The sequence below is a fragment of the Turicibacter sp. St.80E1 genome, from assembly GCF_059728495.1.
In genome coordinates this window covers 310,330-324,716 of the sequence record NZ_AP039386.1, presented here as the reverse complement: position 1 = coordinate 324,716, position 14,387 = coordinate 310,330, and the positions used below count along the sequence as shown (strand labels likewise).

13 protein-coding genes, 20 tRNA genes and 1 rRNA gene are annotated in these 14,387 nt (G+C 36.4%); 1 reads left to right on the top strand and 33 read right to left on the bottom strand.

All coding sequences use genetic code 11. The annotated features are described in order from the left end of the window. Positions 1 to 6: 6 nt before the first annotated feature. The 12 genes from cls to ahpC all read right to left on the bottom strand — a co-directional run bounded on the left by cls (position 7) and on the right by ahpC (position 10,289). On the bottom strand, positions 7 to 1,527 hold the full coding sequence (cls, locus tag AC6I0I_RS01590; RefSeq protein WP_262951088.1) for a cardiolipin synthase: 1,521 nt from the start codon (positions 1,525 to 1,527) through the stop codon (positions 7 to 9). A 77-nt stretch (positions 1,528 to 1,604) separates the two neighbouring features. Further along, positions 1,605 to 2,393 carry a tRNA1(Val) (adenine(37)-N6)-methyltransferase gene (locus AC6I0I_RS01585; RefSeq protein ID WP_262951087.1) on the bottom strand — a complete coding sequence of 263 codons (789 nt, stop codon included), beginning with the start codon at positions 2,391 to 2,393 and terminating at the stop codon, positions 1,605 to 1,607. 118 nt (positions 2,394 to 2,511) lie between these two features. Beyond that, complete coding sequence (locus tag AC6I0I_RS01580) at positions 2,512 to 3,372, bottom strand: PSP1 domain-containing protein (protein ID WP_161832672.1); 861 nt, start codon at positions 3,370 to 3,372, stop codon at positions 2,512 to 2,514. Continuing rightward, positions 3,357 to 4,355 (bottom strand): DNA polymerase III subunit delta', encoded by a 999-nt coding sequence (gene holB / locus AC6I0I_RS01575; RefSeq protein WP_161832671.1) that lies wholly within the window; start codon positions 4,353 to 4,355, stop codon positions 3,357 to 3,359. Before holB ends, AC6I0I_RS01580 begins: the two co-directional genes overlap by 16 nt. 29 nt (positions 4,356 to 4,384) lie before the next feature. Next, positions 4,385 to 5,014 carry a dTMP kinase gene (gene tmk / locus AC6I0I_RS01570; protein ID WP_161832670.1) on the bottom strand — a complete coding sequence of 210 codons (630 nt, stop codon included), beginning with the start codon at positions 5,012 to 5,014 and terminating at the stop codon, positions 4,385 to 4,387. Between the two features lie 319 nt (positions 5,015 to 5,333). Then, a complete protein-coding gene (locus AC6I0I_RS01565) occupies positions 5,334 to 5,672 on the bottom strand; it encodes a YolD-like family protein (RefSeq protein WP_161832669.1) in 339 nt (112 codons plus the stop codon). Between the two features lie 168 nt (positions 5,673 to 5,840). Further along, positions 5,841 to 6,608: a tRNA pseudouridine(38-40) synthase TruA gene (gene truA / locus AC6I0I_RS01560; protein ID WP_161832668.1), complete on the bottom strand. Its 768-nt coding sequence runs from the start codon at positions 6,606 to 6,608 to the stop codon at positions 5,841 to 5,843. A gap of 11 nt (positions 6,609 to 6,619) precedes the next feature. Further along, the gene (locus tag AC6I0I_RS01555; protein WP_161832667.1) at positions 6,620 to 7,408 is read right to left on the bottom strand and encodes an energy-coupling factor transporter transmembrane component T family protein; all 789 of its coding nucleotides are present in this window, start codon (positions 7,406 to 7,408) and stop codon (positions 6,620 to 6,622) included. 3 nt (positions 7,409 to 7,411) lie between these two features. Then, the gene (locus AC6I0I_RS01550) at positions 7,412 to 8,275 is read right to left on the bottom strand and encodes an energy-coupling factor ABC transporter ATP-binding protein (protein WP_161832666.1); all 864 of its coding nucleotides are present in this window, start codon (positions 8,273 to 8,275) and stop codon (positions 7,412 to 7,414) included. Continuing rightward, positions 8,251 to 9,081 (bottom strand): energy-coupling factor transporter ATPase, encoded by an 831-nt coding sequence (locus AC6I0I_RS01545; protein ID WP_161832665.1) that lies wholly within the window; start codon positions 9,079 to 9,081, stop codon positions 8,251 to 8,253. The genes AC6I0I_RS01550 and AC6I0I_RS01545 overlap by 25 nt, the downstream gene beginning before the upstream one ends. A gap of 39 nt (positions 9,082 to 9,120) precedes the next feature. Beyond that, complete coding sequence (locus AC6I0I_RS01540) at positions 9,121 to 9,486, bottom strand: NusG domain II-containing protein (RefSeq protein WP_161832664.1); 366 nt, start codon at positions 9,484 to 9,486, stop codon at positions 9,121 to 9,123. A gap of 239 nt (positions 9,487 to 9,725) precedes the next feature. Further along, positions 9,726 to 10,289, bottom strand: a complete 564-nt coding sequence (gene ahpC, locus AC6I0I_RS01535) for an alkyl hydroperoxide reductase subunit C (RefSeq protein WP_161832663.1) — start codon at positions 10,287 to 10,289, stop codon at positions 9,726 to 9,728. A 599-nt stretch (positions 10,290 to 10,888) separates the two neighbouring features. Here ahpC and AC6I0I_RS01530 point away from each other — a divergent pair. Then, a complete protein-coding gene (locus AC6I0I_RS01530; RefSeq protein WP_497993649.1) occupies positions 10,889 to 12,181 on the top strand; it encodes an ISL3 family transposase in 1,293 nt (430 codons plus the stop codon). A gap of 172 nt (positions 12,182 to 12,353) precedes the next feature. On the opposite strand, the gene AC6I0I_RS01525 is transcribed toward AC6I0I_RS01530, so the two are convergent. From AC6I0I_RS01525 to rrf, 21 genes are all read right to left on the bottom strand, one after another. Further along, a tRNA-Leu gene (locus AC6I0I_RS01525) sits at positions 12,354 to 12,437 on the bottom strand. An 8-nt stretch (positions 12,438 to 12,445) separates the two neighbouring features. Then, positions 12,446 to 12,521: transfer RNA gene (locus AC6I0I_RS01520), tRNA-Lys, on the bottom strand. 5 nt (positions 12,522 to 12,526) lie between these two features. Continuing rightward, positions 12,527 to 12,602, bottom strand: a tRNA-Val gene (locus AC6I0I_RS01515). Between the two features lie 4 nt (positions 12,603 to 12,606). After that, positions 12,607 to 12,682: transfer RNA gene (locus AC6I0I_RS01510), tRNA-Phe, on the bottom strand. 18 nt (positions 12,683 to 12,700) lie between these two features. Continuing rightward, positions 12,701 to 12,776: transfer RNA gene (locus AC6I0I_RS01505), tRNA-Asp, on the bottom strand. Positions 12,777 to 12,779: 3 nt separating this feature from the next. Then, positions 12,780 to 12,855 (bottom strand) — tRNA-Met (locus tag AC6I0I_RS01500). Positions 12,856 to 12,874: 19 nt separating this feature from the next. Continuing rightward, positions 12,875 to 12,967 (bottom strand) — tRNA-Ser (locus AC6I0I_RS01495). Between the two features lie 17 nt (positions 12,968 to 12,984). Then, positions 12,985 to 13,061 (bottom strand) — tRNA-Ile (locus AC6I0I_RS01490). 11 nt (positions 13,062 to 13,072) lie between these two features. Further along, a tRNA-Met gene (locus AC6I0I_RS01485) sits at positions 13,073 to 13,149 on the bottom strand. A 27-nt stretch (positions 13,150 to 13,176) separates the two neighbouring features. Continuing rightward, a tRNA-Ala gene (locus tag AC6I0I_RS01480) sits at positions 13,177 to 13,252 on the bottom strand. 20 nt (positions 13,253 to 13,272) lie between these two features. Then, positions 13,273 to 13,349: transfer RNA gene (locus AC6I0I_RS01475), tRNA-Pro, on the bottom strand. Positions 13,350 to 13,356: 7 nt separating this feature from the next. Beyond that, a tRNA-Arg gene (locus tag AC6I0I_RS01470) sits at positions 13,357 to 13,433 on the bottom strand. A gap of 8 nt (positions 13,434 to 13,441) precedes the next feature. After that, positions 13,442 to 13,530: transfer RNA gene (locus tag AC6I0I_RS01465), tRNA-Leu, on the bottom strand. Positions 13,531 to 13,564: 34 nt separating this feature from the next. Then, positions 13,565 to 13,640: transfer RNA gene (locus tag AC6I0I_RS01460), tRNA-Lys, on the bottom strand. 5 nt (positions 13,641 to 13,645) lie between these two features. Continuing rightward, positions 13,646 to 13,720 (bottom strand) — tRNA-Gln (locus tag AC6I0I_RS01455). Between the two features lie 8 nt (positions 13,721 to 13,728). After that, positions 13,729 to 13,813, bottom strand: a tRNA-Tyr gene (locus AC6I0I_RS01450). Positions 13,814 to 13,829: 16 nt separating this feature from the next. Beyond that, positions 13,830 to 13,905, bottom strand: a tRNA-Thr gene (locus tag AC6I0I_RS01445). 6 nt (positions 13,906 to 13,911) lie between these two features. Next, positions 13,912 to 13,987: transfer RNA gene (locus AC6I0I_RS01440), tRNA-Val, on the bottom strand. A 14-nt stretch (positions 13,988 to 14,001) separates the two neighbouring features. Further along, positions 14,002 to 14,078: transfer RNA gene (locus tag AC6I0I_RS01435), tRNA-Glu, on the bottom strand. A 9-nt stretch (positions 14,079 to 14,087) separates the two neighbouring features. Then, positions 14,088 to 14,164, bottom strand: a tRNA-Asn gene (locus tag AC6I0I_RS01430). A gap of 12 nt (positions 14,165 to 14,176) precedes the next feature. After that, positions 14,177 to 14,285, bottom strand: a 5S ribosomal RNA gene (gene rrf / locus AC6I0I_RS01425). Positions 14,286 to 14,387: the final 102 nt, after the last annotated feature.

Sequence of the window (14,387 nt, the reverse complement as noted above, 5' to 3'; positions counted from 1 at the left end):
TCCTTTCTACATAACTGCGGAAAACAACTGCGCTAAAGATTGTAACGTCCGATCTTTAATCGATCTATTTTTCCAATCCTGATAAATTATTTCAGTTGATCGAGAAAAGTCAATATTAAAATCATTCAATAGAGATTGAATAGATTGCGTTTCATATAGCATCACATTCACCTCGAAATTTAAATAAAAACTTCTAATATCTAAATTAGCCGTTCCAACCGTTGCTATTTTCCCATCTACAATGACGACTTTAGCATGACAAAATACACCATCATAAGTATAAATACGAACCCCTACAGCTAACAATGCTTCAAAGTAAGATTGTGTAGCATAATAGACAAATTTCTTATCCGGTCTTCCAGGAACAATAATTCTGACATCAATCCCCGATAAGGCAGCATTTTTTAAAGCCATAATGACATCAAAGTCAGGAATTAAATAGGGAGTAATCATATAGATACTTTGATTAGCATCCATAATCATCCGAAAAATAGTTTGCTTTATGGGTGCGATGGCTGATGTTGGACCAGAATCCACGACCTGGACGCCGCCATCCTCCTCACATTTAGTAAAATAAAAATAACGTTCATCTTCTAGGCGTTCCCCTGTTGCAAAGAACCAATCACCTGCAAATAAAACAGAAAAATCATGCACTGCTTCTCCCTCTATTAAAATGGATGTATCTCTCCAAAATCCAAACTTAACCGAACGGTGGATATATTCATCCCCAATGTTAATTCCGCCAGTAATTGCCACCTTTCCATCAACTACTAATATTTTTCGATGATTCCGGTGATTTATTTTATTCGATAAAATTGGGATCCACACAGGATCAAATTCTGCAAATTTAATTCCAGACCGTCTCATTAACGAGATGGTTGACTGCGACATTCTCTTTGAAGAACCCATAGCATCAATTAAAACTCTCACCTCTACCCCGGCCTGAGCTCTATCAATTAGTGCATTAACAACACGCATTCCCATCTCATCGCTATGAAAAATATAATATTCTAAGAAAATAAACTGTTGGGCATTTTTAATCGCCTCTAATAAAACGGGAAATTTTTGCTCTCCATTTGTAAGAATACGTGTTTTAGAACGAAAGGAAATATCATTTATAGCAGTCATTTTATTTAGTTTAACAAGTCTGCAAGCTTCATCGCTCAACACCGTTTTAACTTGTGAATGGTCAAAATCACAAACCGGACTAAGGTAGTCATCCCCCAATTGTTTCATTCGTCGATGGTACCTATAAGTCTCTCTAAATCCATTTCCGACCATTATATATAGAATTAAACCTAACACGGGAAATAACGCGATTACAAATAACCACGGAAGTTTGTTTTTTGAATCAGAATAAATAAAGATAATTAACCAGACTAATATAGAGAGTACAGAAAGCCCTATATAAACCAGGCTCCCCGTCGCAATCGCAACGCTATCCACAACGGATGAATAGTAAAAGCTTAAACAGTAAACGAGAAATGTTATTATGGCTAAAGTTATTAATGCAATTGATCGTTTCACATTCTATCACCTACTGATAGTTTATCCATCTATTAAGAGTTTATAACTAATTTTTTACCATAAAAAAGAAGCGCCCTTTATTGAGACGCCTCTTCTTTCTTACCCAACATAAATAAATCTAAAATTTCTTGACTGTAATTAACACTTGTTTCATTTTCATAAACGAATAAAGGATTTTCAATTCGAAGGTTTCCGGCCTTTCCCCCTTTAATTCCCTCGATTAAAAGTACGTTTGCTTCCCGATGAATACGCGGATATACTAATCTCATTCGTTTGGGTTCAAATTTATATTTTCTAAATGTTTCTATAATATCAATCAATCTATCTGGGCGATGAACCATTGCAAATCTCCCCCCTTGTTTAAGCAACAATGAGGCCTCCTTCACTACATCATCGAGTGTGGCTAATACCTCATGACGGGCAATAGTTAAGTAATCATTTTTATTCAAATTACTATCGGGATTGACCTTAAAATAAGGAGGATTACACGTTACAACATCATAAGAAAATCTTCCGATTTTCTCATTAATCCCTTTTAAATCACCTTTTATAATTTCAATTTGATTCTCTAAACCGTTAACGGCCACATTACGACTAGCTAAATCGTGGGAAACATCCTGAATTTCAACCCCTATAATTTTAATGTTTGAATTACGAAGGGATAAAAATAAAGGAATCGGGGCATTACCTGTGCACAAATCAACAACCTTATGAGCATTTTTATTTAATGTGGCATAATTTCCTAAAAGGGTCGAATCTAATGAAAAATTAAACATTTCAGGATGTTGGATAATCTTTAAACCATCGTACCCTAATAAATCATTTAAAACTTCATTTTCTTTTAACAAGTACTCTTTACCTGACATCTTAAATACCCTCCAACATATTTATTATACTTATAAAGGGAAATTCTCTATTCTATAGAAGAATTTCCCCCTCGATAAGCCCTTCATCTAAATCTTTTTCTTACATTACATAGCCAACTTAATCCATTAACTGTTTTAATTCTGGATCAATTTTATGATCATCTTTCTTTACTTTGCGATCTAATATTTTTAATATTTCTGATGCATCATGCTTTCTAATTGTATCTTTATATTCCACAATAACAGTTTCGGCAATCATATTAATAGAACGTACTCGTCCCTCGCCTAGCTCCGTTAAAACTCTATTTCCTACATCAGGTAATCTTTTCATTAATTCAACATAAGTTTCATTCTCATACTTTAGGCAACATAGAAGTTTTCCGCAGATACCTGAAATCTTAGATGGATTAAGCGATAACTGTTGATTTTTAGCCATTTTGATAGTCACCGTCGCAAATTCACCTAAAAAGGATGTACAACATAAAACACGACCACAAGGTCCTAGTCCTCCAATCATTTTCGCGGCATCACGCACACCAATTTGACGAAGTTCAATCCGCAAACGAAATGTATAGGCCAAATCCTTCACTAATTGTCTAAAGTCGACTCTTCCCTCAGCTGTAAAATAAAAAATTAACTTTGTGCGATCAAACGTATACTCGCACCCTAAGAGTTGCATTTCTAGCTTATTCTTTGTAATCAATTGATTACAAACCTCCATCGCATAAGATTCATCCGCCTTATTCTGTTTATGTTTTTGAATATCCTCTTCGGTTGCAATTCGTAATACAGGTTTTAAAGGTAAAAATACATCCTCTTCATCAACCAGCCTTGGTTCAATCACCACTGTTCCAAATTCCATTCCGCGGATAGTCTCAACCAATACGTAATCCCCTTTTTGTGGAGAGAATCCATTAGGATCAAAAAAATATTTCTTTCCTACTTGTTTAAACTGTACTCCTACTACGGCATATTGCATCCTTCAATTCCTCCCTTCATTCTCAAAAATAATTGATCAAAGCAAAGCACTACATTCGCATTTGCTCTTAATCGTTTCTCTGTATCTAAAATAATCTGTATCTTTCTTAAACAGTCGCTTATCGTGTTTACCTCGGAACTCTCACATAAGGATGTCTTATAGGCTTCAAATGATAAGTCATCATTCTTGCCTAGCTTGATTTTTAATACATCCTTATAATAAATGATTAAAAGATTTAAATATAGTAATTGAAATTCTCTATTCTTAAATATCTCTGGATTTTGAATCAATATAATCGAGGGATCCATCTTCATCTTTAAAAGGCACTCTTCAGTTTTTAGAACAAGACTAACGACAGAACTGAATTGTTCAGATTCGGACCATCTAATCCCTTCATTCAAACTTTGAGTTAACGAGGCCAAAATAGATGCGTATTGGTGAATTCCGACAGATTTATACTGTTCAATCAATTTTTCGCGCGACATTGGCGTAAATGTTAAAACGACGGCTCTCGAACGTATAGTCGGTAAGAGCATCTCCTTATTCTCCGTTAATAAAAGCGCATAAGTGTTTTTCATCGGCTCCTCTAAAAACTTCAATAAACTATTCGCGGCACTAACGGACATTTTTTCAGCATCTTCAATAATATATACCTTAGGAGCATTTTCCGCAGCCTTCTTCGAAAACTCAGCTTGTAAAGCCTGTATTTGTTCCTTCTTTATACTATTTCCCTCAGGACGAATCATGTAAACATTCACATGTTTTTCGCTTTCAATCAATTGGCAGCTTCTACAACTACCACAAATTCTATCATCTGATTCACATAATAACATTTTAGCAAAATTTTTAGCGAACGACAACTTTCCTATCCCTTTTGCCCCTTCTAAAATGTATGCATGTACCAGACGATTTTTTAGATAACTATTAACAATAAAACGCGTTATCTTTGATTGATCCTCTAAAAATCTTTCCCATCCATGCACAGAGACCATCCCTTTTCATGTGAATTTATCTAATCTTTCAGCTGTCCAATAATTAAATTAAATACCTCATTGGATACTTCATCAACTGACTGCGTAGCATCTATTGATACGATACGATTCGAATCCATTACCGCCCGTTTTTTATACCCATTATAAACTAGTCGGTGAAACGATAAGTCTTCTAAATCCAAACGATTAACCTCTCTTTGATGGTTTCTAGCAATACGTTTTAGTCCTTCTTCTGGCTCAATATCAAAGAATATAGTTAAATTAGGCATAAACCCTTCAATTGCAAACTCATTCATTTTAAGTACTTCTTCCATACCTATTCCACGTGCATACCCCTGATATACAATAGAACTATCCACAAAACGATCGCATAATACAACATATCCATTTTCCATTGCCGGTTTAACCTTTTCTACCAGATGTTGACGACGCGCAGCAGCGTAAAGTAAAGCCTCTGTACGACAATCCATCTCCGTATGATTAGGATCTAAAATAATCTCACGAATTTTTTCAGCAATTTTAATTCCCCCAGGCTCGCGTGTATAAATAGCCTTGATTCCAACCGAAGATAATTTTTCAATTACTGAATATGCAACTGTAGTCTTTCCGGCACCTTCCCCGCCTTCTAACGTAATAAATAATCCGCTCATCGTCTATGCTCCTTTTCTAAATGAATAAATATCAATCAACATTATCTCATAGATGACTATAATTTTAAAGAAATTTGTCTCTTTCTTAAAATGAACGCTTTTTATTAAAAAATTAATGAACCATCTAATATTCGTCGTAACCGCTTTATTTTCCTTTTCATTTAATCCTACTTTTTACAGTCCTAAATCCCCTTTTGAATAAACATTCGCGTCTTCCTCTCTTCTTTTACTCCCCTATAATGATAAAAAAAAAGAGTCATGTAACCTATGAACTCCTTTTTTATCTTTAGAATAGTTAGCGAATAAGGATAACCACTAACTATTCTTCTGAAATTTTAACATCTAAAATTTGATTAAATACTACCCGTTTTAATGTAGAGTCCGTAATAACCAAGAGTTGTTCGTAATGCTCATCATAATGAGAAATCGTTCCTGCAACTTCAAATGAATCACCATTATCATCAGCTACTGTCAATTGAACAGGTAATTTTTCCTCAAATGCTCTTCTTAACCCCTTGTATCCTGTCGTCTCTTTATTTGTAATGACTTGCATATATTTCGATAAATCCTCTAGATTTAAAGCATCGTTCGGTTGAATCATGCTTTGAGTCGGATGATTTTGCCGACTAAATAATTTATTTATGAATTTTAGTGCCATATTTGCCTCCTGTATAATTCAACAAATAACTCGTTGCTCCCCTTTTCTCACCCTATCTACTATAAATTATAACATAAACTCTTTGATAAACAAACAAAGACCTAATATTTATGTTTTCATTTTACCCTATTTATCGACATCTCATACATTTTTCTACTTAGATAATTTTTATTCTATTTTTTTCGACGGAACAACTAAAACCTCCTCCGGATACTCAACACGGTGTAAATAAAGTCCCTGTGGCTTTGCCGTATGACCAGCTAAACGACGATCCTTCATGCTTAGGATATGTTTTATATCGTTTGGAAGTTTACGTCCCTCACCAACTTGAATCATTGTCCCAACCATAATACGAATCATATAGCGTAAAAAACCATTACCAACAAAGATAAAGGTTAGCTCACCCTCATCATCTAATAGCTCTGCTTTATAAATTGTTCGCTCTTTATTTACCTCGTCCAAATTTCCACAAAAAGAAGTAAAATCATGTGTTCCCAATAAATATCCCATGGCCTCTCTCATTCTCTCCACATCTAGTGGACGGCGATGATAATAGACATAATGACGGTTTAACGGATTATATTCGTTTAAAGACATCTTATATCTATACTCCTTTACCTTACCGTGGTAACGAGAATGGAAATCTGGATGAACCTCCTGACTATCTAATACATAAATATCTTCAGGTAAAATCGAGTTCAACGCTTTAGCGTAACGCCCCCCATCCATGCTAAGATCACTATCAAAATGAAAAACTTGTCCATAAGCATGAACCCCTGCATCGGTTCTTCCGGAACTATGAATTGTTACTGATTGTTTACAGATCTTATTAAGAGCTGATTCAATCTCACCTTGTACCGTCCTTTGTCCTGGTTGTCTCTGATAACCATTAAATAACGTACCATCATAAGATACTGTGCATTTAATTCTCTTCATAAAATTCCACCTTAAAAAATAATTGCTCCTAAAAATAAACCAATAGAAATTAAAATTAATATTGTATCCGGTATCCTCCATCTTAATTGATTAATGCTCGTACGTGGACGACCCGGAACATACCCTCTCACTTCCATAGCATTTGCCAATTCATCAGCTCGTTTAAACGATAAGATAAATAAGGGTACCAATAAAGAAATTAATTGTATTACTTTATCTTTAAAGTTTCCTTCACTAATATCTACACCTCGTGATGCCTGTGCTTTTAATATCTTTTGTGTCTCCTCAAATAAAGTAGGGATAAACCTTAAAGCAATCGAAATCATTAATGCAATTTCGGCTACGGGAATTCCAATCCTTCCTAACGGCTTAAATAATGATTCTAAGGCTAAGGTTAAATCAGACGGTCGCGTAGTTAAAGTTAAAAGAGTTGAAATAATTACTACAATTATTAATCTTATACTCATATAAAGACCTAGATTCAACCCTTTATCATAAATCTTAAGCGGCCCTAATGAAAATATAACATTTCCTTGATGATTAAAAAATACTTGTAAAAAAAATGTCAATACAATAAAGAAAATAATTGGTTTTAAACTTTTAATAAAGTAATTTATTGGTATTTTTGTTAACCTCATGACCAATAACTCTAAACCACACAATAAAATCATAAATAACCAGTTATCTGTAAAAAAACATGAAAGGACGAAAAATGAAGTAGCTAAAATTTTAGAACGAGCATCTAGTCTATGCCACAATGAATATCCGGGGAAATACCTCCCTATCACAATACTATTCAACAACTATTCCCCCCCACCTAATAAGCTTTCAACTTGTCCAATAAACTCTTCTTCAGTTAATGGTAAATTATCTACATCTACATTCAAGCGCTCTAATAATTTATAATAATTTTGGGATGGAATAGGTAACGTTATTCCACACGTTCTTAATAAATCCACTTGTTTAAAAACATTTTTTGGAGTACCTTTTATCGTTAGTACCCCCTTATTCATAACGATTACCTCTTCCGCATATTTTGCAACCAAATCCATATCATGGGTAACTAATACAATTGTTTTCCCATATTCTTTGTTCAATTTATAAAACATCTCCATTATCTCAAATTGCCCTCGTGGATCAAGCCCAGCAGTAGGTTCATCTAGAACTAGGATATCTGGATCCATGGCAAGTATTCCAGCAATGGCCACTCGCCGCATTTGTCCGCCACTCAAATTAAACGGCGACCTCCCTAACATCTCTATATCTAGTCCAACCATCTGTATAACATCATGAGCACGTCGTATAGCTTCTTCCTCAGATACCCCATAGTTCATCGGACCAAATATAATATCCCGTTCAATTGTTTCTTCAAATAACTGATACTCTGGAAACTGAAAAACCAAACCTACATGCTGCCTTATTTCCCTTAAGTCTCTATTCTTGTCATCAGATTTAATAACTTTATCCCCGACCTTGATGTTTCCACTGCTAGGTTTTAATAACCCATTCATGTGTTGAATAAGTGTCGATTTTCCTGATCCTGTATGTCCAATAATAGCTAAAAATTGTCCCTTAGGTACATCAAATTCAATATTATATAACGCTCTACGCTCCATAGGAGTATTTGCATTGTATATATGATTTACAGATTCAAATTTAATTTGCATAACTCATTCATCAACTCCTCATCACTTGTAACAATCTCGCTCAAAACTCCCCTTTTTGTTAACTCATAAGATACCTTTACTGCAAACGGAACGTCTAACTTAACCGACTCTAATAGTTCCTTTTCCTTAAATACGTCCTTAGGTTTCCCTTCTAAAATTATTTTTCCTTCATTCATGACAATGATCCGATCGCTATGAATAGCCTCGTCTAAATAGTGAGTAATCATAATTATCGTCTTATCACGATTCTTTACTAATTCGTGAATCAATTTCATCATATCCTCACGTCCTTGAGGATCTAACATTGCTGTCGCTTCATCTAAAATAATAATTTTAGCCCCTAATGCTAAAACCCCTGCAATAGCTACCCTCTGTTTTTCCCCCCCGCTCAAATAATGCGGTTCAAAATTTAAAAAGTCCCCCATACCTACCTCTTGAGCATATTTGTTAACCAAATTGTCCATTTCCTCATAGGGTACACATTTATTTTCTAACCCAAATGCGATATCATCACGGACCGTACAACCAACAAATTGATTATCTGGGTTTTGAAAAACAATCCCAACCTTTTGACGAATATCAAAAACACTACTTTCCGTTAAGGGCTGTCCATCAATTATTATTTTCCCCCCTTGAATCTCATGTAATCCTACCAATAATTTAGATAGTGTCGATTTACCTGATCCATTATGGCCTAAAATAGTAACAAACTCCCCCTCATTAATAGTTAAATTAAAATTCTTTAATACTTCATTGCCGTCCTCATAACCAAAACATACATTTTCTAATTTGACAACATTGTTCACCTAATACACCGCCCTTTATTCATGTTAAGATATATGTCCCTAAATCGAAATTCCATCTAAATCTGCATCGCTACTCCCTACAATCTCTATTACTAATTGATGCGGTGCACAGATAATACTTTGACCCGAACGATGAATAAAACCAATTTCTACACAATCATGATCAGGACAGTCAGCCTCTTCAATACGAACTCCATTATCATCTAGAATGACCTTATTATATCCCAATTCTGTTTCAATATCTAAAACAGTGTGTTTGCCATCTAGCTTAAAACGACCATATTCTTCTCCCTTTACGGAAATGATCACTTCCTGATTATCCTCTGATTGTAATGTAAATTGTATAAACAAAAAACTGGTAATTGCAACAACTGCAATAATTAAATATATATCCAAACGTTTCACAAATTCATCCTCCGAAATAAAATAATTACACCTAACATTATAACAAGATTAAGTATCAATTGTTATAAAAATAAAAATTAAATTATCGTAATTATATATTATGTTACGATTCTCTTTATCAACTCTAAACTTAAACACACTAACGTATAACAAGAAAATTTAGTCATCTTATTCATTATATATTAATTTTCAAAATAAAAAGAGAGCATAATGCTCTCTTTTTATTTTGAAATTATATCTTATAATTTACCTACTAAGTCTAAGCTTGGAGTTAATGTTTCTGCACCTGGTTGCCATTTTGCAGGACATACTTGATCACCATGTTCAGCAACGAATTGAGCAGCTTGAACTTTACGTAATAACTCTTCCGCGTTACGTCCAATTCCATTGTCATGGATTTCATACGCTTTGATTACACCTTCTGGATTTACTACAAAGCTTCCACGTAATGCTAATCCTTCTTCTTCGATCATAACTTCAAAGTTACGAGTTAAAGTTCCTGTTGGGTCAGCTAACATAGGGTATTTAATTTTACCGATTGTTTCTGTAGCATCTGCCCATGCTTTATGTACGAAATGAGTATCTGTTGATACTGAATAAATTTCACATCCGATTTCTTGGAATTTAGCATAGCTATCTGCTAAATCTCCTAATTCAGTTGGACATACAAATGTAAAGTCTGCTGGATAGAAGAAAAATACTGACCATTTTCCTTTAATTGATTCAGAAGTTACCTCTTTGAATTCCCCATTATGATATGCTTGTACTGCAAATTCTTTAACTTGAGTATTGATTAAAGACATTCTTATTTCCTCCTTTATTATCAGTAATAATTACTAATATCATTATATAGTTAAAATAAAAGAAAGTCAATACAAATAATATTAAATTTTAAGTTAATCAAAGTAATATAATAAATTTTATCATAACAATGTGATGAAAAAAGAAATCCTACATATTATTACTTAAATGTATATATTATATACTACTTTTCATGACTAGCATCATACTCGCCTCAATTAATTAAATAAAAATTAACCCTTATTTTTGAGAGGACTTACAAGAAGAAAAAAGCTTTGCATTCTAATACGCGTGATTTAATCAAAGACATTATTCCGAAACAGAACTGTATCTTCATATAATCCTGACCCCCTAGACGATATAAATCAATTCTGATCTTTTGGGTTATACACTGGTATAGGATTAGAAAAGACTTTTACAATAATCTAACTTTTATTGAGTGTTTTAAAAACTTATCTTTTTTAGGTTCTATAATTTTTGGTGTGGGTGGGATTACTCACACCTTTTTGATTGCCATAAATATTGAGACAAAAAAAAGAGACATAGTCCCCAAAATCCTATACAATGTAATCGGCTAAAACAACACGAAAGGATTGGTTTTATGTCTCATACTAATTGTATCTCAACTTTACTTGATTTAAAAGATAAAAATATTACTTTTTCAGAAAATTGTATCCAGGAAACTCAGATTAAGAATGTTCGTTCTAAACTTATTTTAGGGACTCTTTCTTTTCAACCGACTCATTGCTACCACTGTGGTCATTCTTTTGACTCAAATATCATTAAACACGGCTTCAAAACTTCACGTATTAAGCTAGTCAAAATTTCCGGATTTGATGCTTATCTAGACTTAAAAAAACAACGTTATAAATGCCGTCATTGTGACCGAACATTTACCCTAGAAACATCTCTTGTTAACCCTAATTGTTTTATTTCCACTCCCGTAAAACAAGCCATCTTTTTAGAAGCTAGTCATAAGAAATCCGAAACAGATATTGCACGTGAGCTTAACGTTTCTCATTCAACCGTTAACCGCGTCATTCATTCTTCCTATGAAGAACAGCCGCTTCCCTTTAATTCTCTCCCAAAAGTTCTTTGTTTTGACGAGTTTAAGTCGGTTAAATCGGCCGAGGGAGCAATGTCCTTCATTTTTTGTGATGCGTCCAATGGAAAGCTAATTGATATCGTTGAAGACCGTCGCTTAAGTACACTAAGGACTTATTTTATGCGATTTTCTAAAGCAGCTCGTGAAGGTGTAACCCACGTCGTCATTGACATGTACGCCCCTTATATGACACTCATTAAAGAGGTATTCCCTAAGGCTAAGATTGTTTTAGATAAATTTCATATCGTTCAACTAGTCTCTCGTGCTCTTAATAAAACACGCATTCGTTTCATGAATCAAAATAAAGAGTTTTATAATAAATTCAAACATTATTGGCGACTTCTCTTAAAAGCCCAAGAAGATCTTAATGCCACTCATTACTTCTATTCCAACTGCTTCAAAAAGATGATCTCTCAACAAGAAATTATTGACTTTTTATTAGCCCTAGACCCTGAACTAAAGGAGACTTATGATTTCTACCAAACTGTCCAACAGGCTATTAAACTTCGTAACCTTGAAATATTTCATCATGCCATTCAACACCCCTCTGACCTGCTTTCACACGAAATGAAAACAGCTTTAAAAACACTCACTCATTATCAAGATTATGTCAAAAATACTATCGAAACTCCTTATACCAATGGAGTACTCGAAGGAATTAACAATAACATTAAAGTCATTAAACGTATTGCCTTCGGATACCGTAGTTTCTACCATTTCAAAGCAAGAATTTTGATTATTCATAAATACACTTTTGAACAAAAAAAGAAGAGGAACCAAGCCGTCTAAAGAATGGCCTAATTCCTCTTGATTACATGTATAGATTTTATTCACCCACACGATTTGACAAAGAGCCTAAAAAAAACTGGTTTATAACCAGTTTCTTTTATATGCAATGGTATTTATTCTCTAAAATAAAAAAAGATAATACTATAATAAAGATTACCTTATTTTACTATAATGGTGCGGGTGACAGGAGTTGAACCTGCACACCAAAGGTACTAGAGCCTAAATCTAGCGCGTCTGCCAATTCCGCCACACCCGCATTATGAATGGTGTCCTGCAGAGGACTCGAACCTCTGACCCTCTGATTAAAAGTCAGATGCTCTACCAACTGAGCTAGCAGGACTTTTATGGTGGAGGATGACGGGCTCGAACCGCCGACCCTCTGCTTGTAAGGCAGATGCTCTCCCAGCTGAGCTAATCCTCCATCATGGTGGCTTGGGACGGAATCGAACCGCCGACACAAGGATTTTCAGTCCTTTGCTCTACCGACTGAGCTACCAAGCCTTTTATTTATTATTTAAATGGCGGTCCAGACGGGAATCGAACCCGCGATCTCCTGCGTGACAGGCAGGCATGTTAACCGCTACACCACTGGACCTTTTGGTTGCGGGGACAGGACTTGAACCTGCGACCTTCGGGTTATGAGCCCGACGAGCTACCAACTGCTCCACCCCGCGATGTTTATTTATTTTAATATGGCGGAGGAAGAGGGATTCGAACCCCCGCGACGCTTTCACGCCCTGTCGGTTTTCAAGACCGATCCCTTCAGCCGGACTTGGGTATTCCTCCGAATAATGTATGAAAAGTGGTGGACCCTGTAGGACTCGAACCTACGACCGATCGGTTATGAGCCGATAGCTCTAACCAACTGAGCTAAGGGTCCGGTCCTATTTTTGGTAGCGGAGGAGGGACTCGAACCCCCAACCTCACGGGTATGAACCGTACGCTCTAGCCAGTTGAGCTACTCCGCCATGATACTAACATGATACTTATTTAATTGGTGGAGACTAGGGGGATCGAACCCCTGACCTCCTGCGTGCAAGGCAGGCGCTCTCCCAGCTGAGCTAAGTCCCCATTCTCTTTTTCTTTTTTAATGGTCGGGAAGACAGGATTCGAACCTGCGACCCCCTGGTCCCAAACCAGGTGCTCTACCAAGCTGAGCCACTTCCCGTTTTTTATGGCGCGCCCAAGAGGAGTCGAACCCCTAACCTTTTGATCCGTAGTCAAACGCTCTATCCAATTGAGCTATGGGCGCTATTTAGTTGGTGCCTAGGGCCGGAATCGAACCGGCACGGGTGTCACCACCCGCAGGATTTTAAGTCCTGTGCGTCTACCAGTTCCGCCACCCAGGCATATCGTTATTTCAGGCACGCGCCTTTTTCAAAATGGTGTCCTGCAGAGGACTCGAACCTCTGACCCTCTGATTAAAAGTCAGATGCTCTACCAACTGAGCTAGCAGGACATCATTGGCTGGGCTAGCTGGATTCGAACCAGCGCATGACGGAGTCAAAGTCCGTTGCCTTACCGCTTGGCTATAGCCCATTCTTAAGTGGTGGTGGGGGACGGATTCGAACCGCCGAACTCTCAGAGAGCGGATTTACAGTCCGCCGCGTTTAGCCACTTCGCTACCCCACCGTATTCTTTTGTTATATGGTGCCGGAAGCAGGACTTGAACCCGCAACCTACTGATTACAAGTCAGTTGCTCTACCAATTGAGCTATTCCGGCTATTTATGGTGGAGGATGACGGACTCGAACCGCCGACCCTCTGCTTGTAAGGCAGATGCTCTCCCAGCTGAGCTAATCCTCCGCTTTTATCTTTAATGGTGACCCGTACGGGATTCGAACCCGTGTATGCATGCGTGAAAGGCATGGGTGTTAAACCGCTTCACCAACGGGCCATTTTTTAATGGCGCCCCAACTAGGACTCGAACCTAGGACCCCTTGATTAACAGTCAAGTGCTCTAACCAACTGAGCTATTGAGGCTTTTTATTTATGGCCTAGCGACGTCCTACTCTCGCACTTGCGTACTACCCTCGGCGCTAAGGAGCTTAACTTCTGTGTTCGGTATGGGAACAGGTGTGCCCTCCTTGCCCTTATCACTAGACCTTCTGTCAGATCTTATCAATCTCACAAAACTAGATATCTTCTGCTTACTTCCTCTTGTCCGGCAACTCTCGCATCACAGTGGTAAAGTTCAATAACTGTT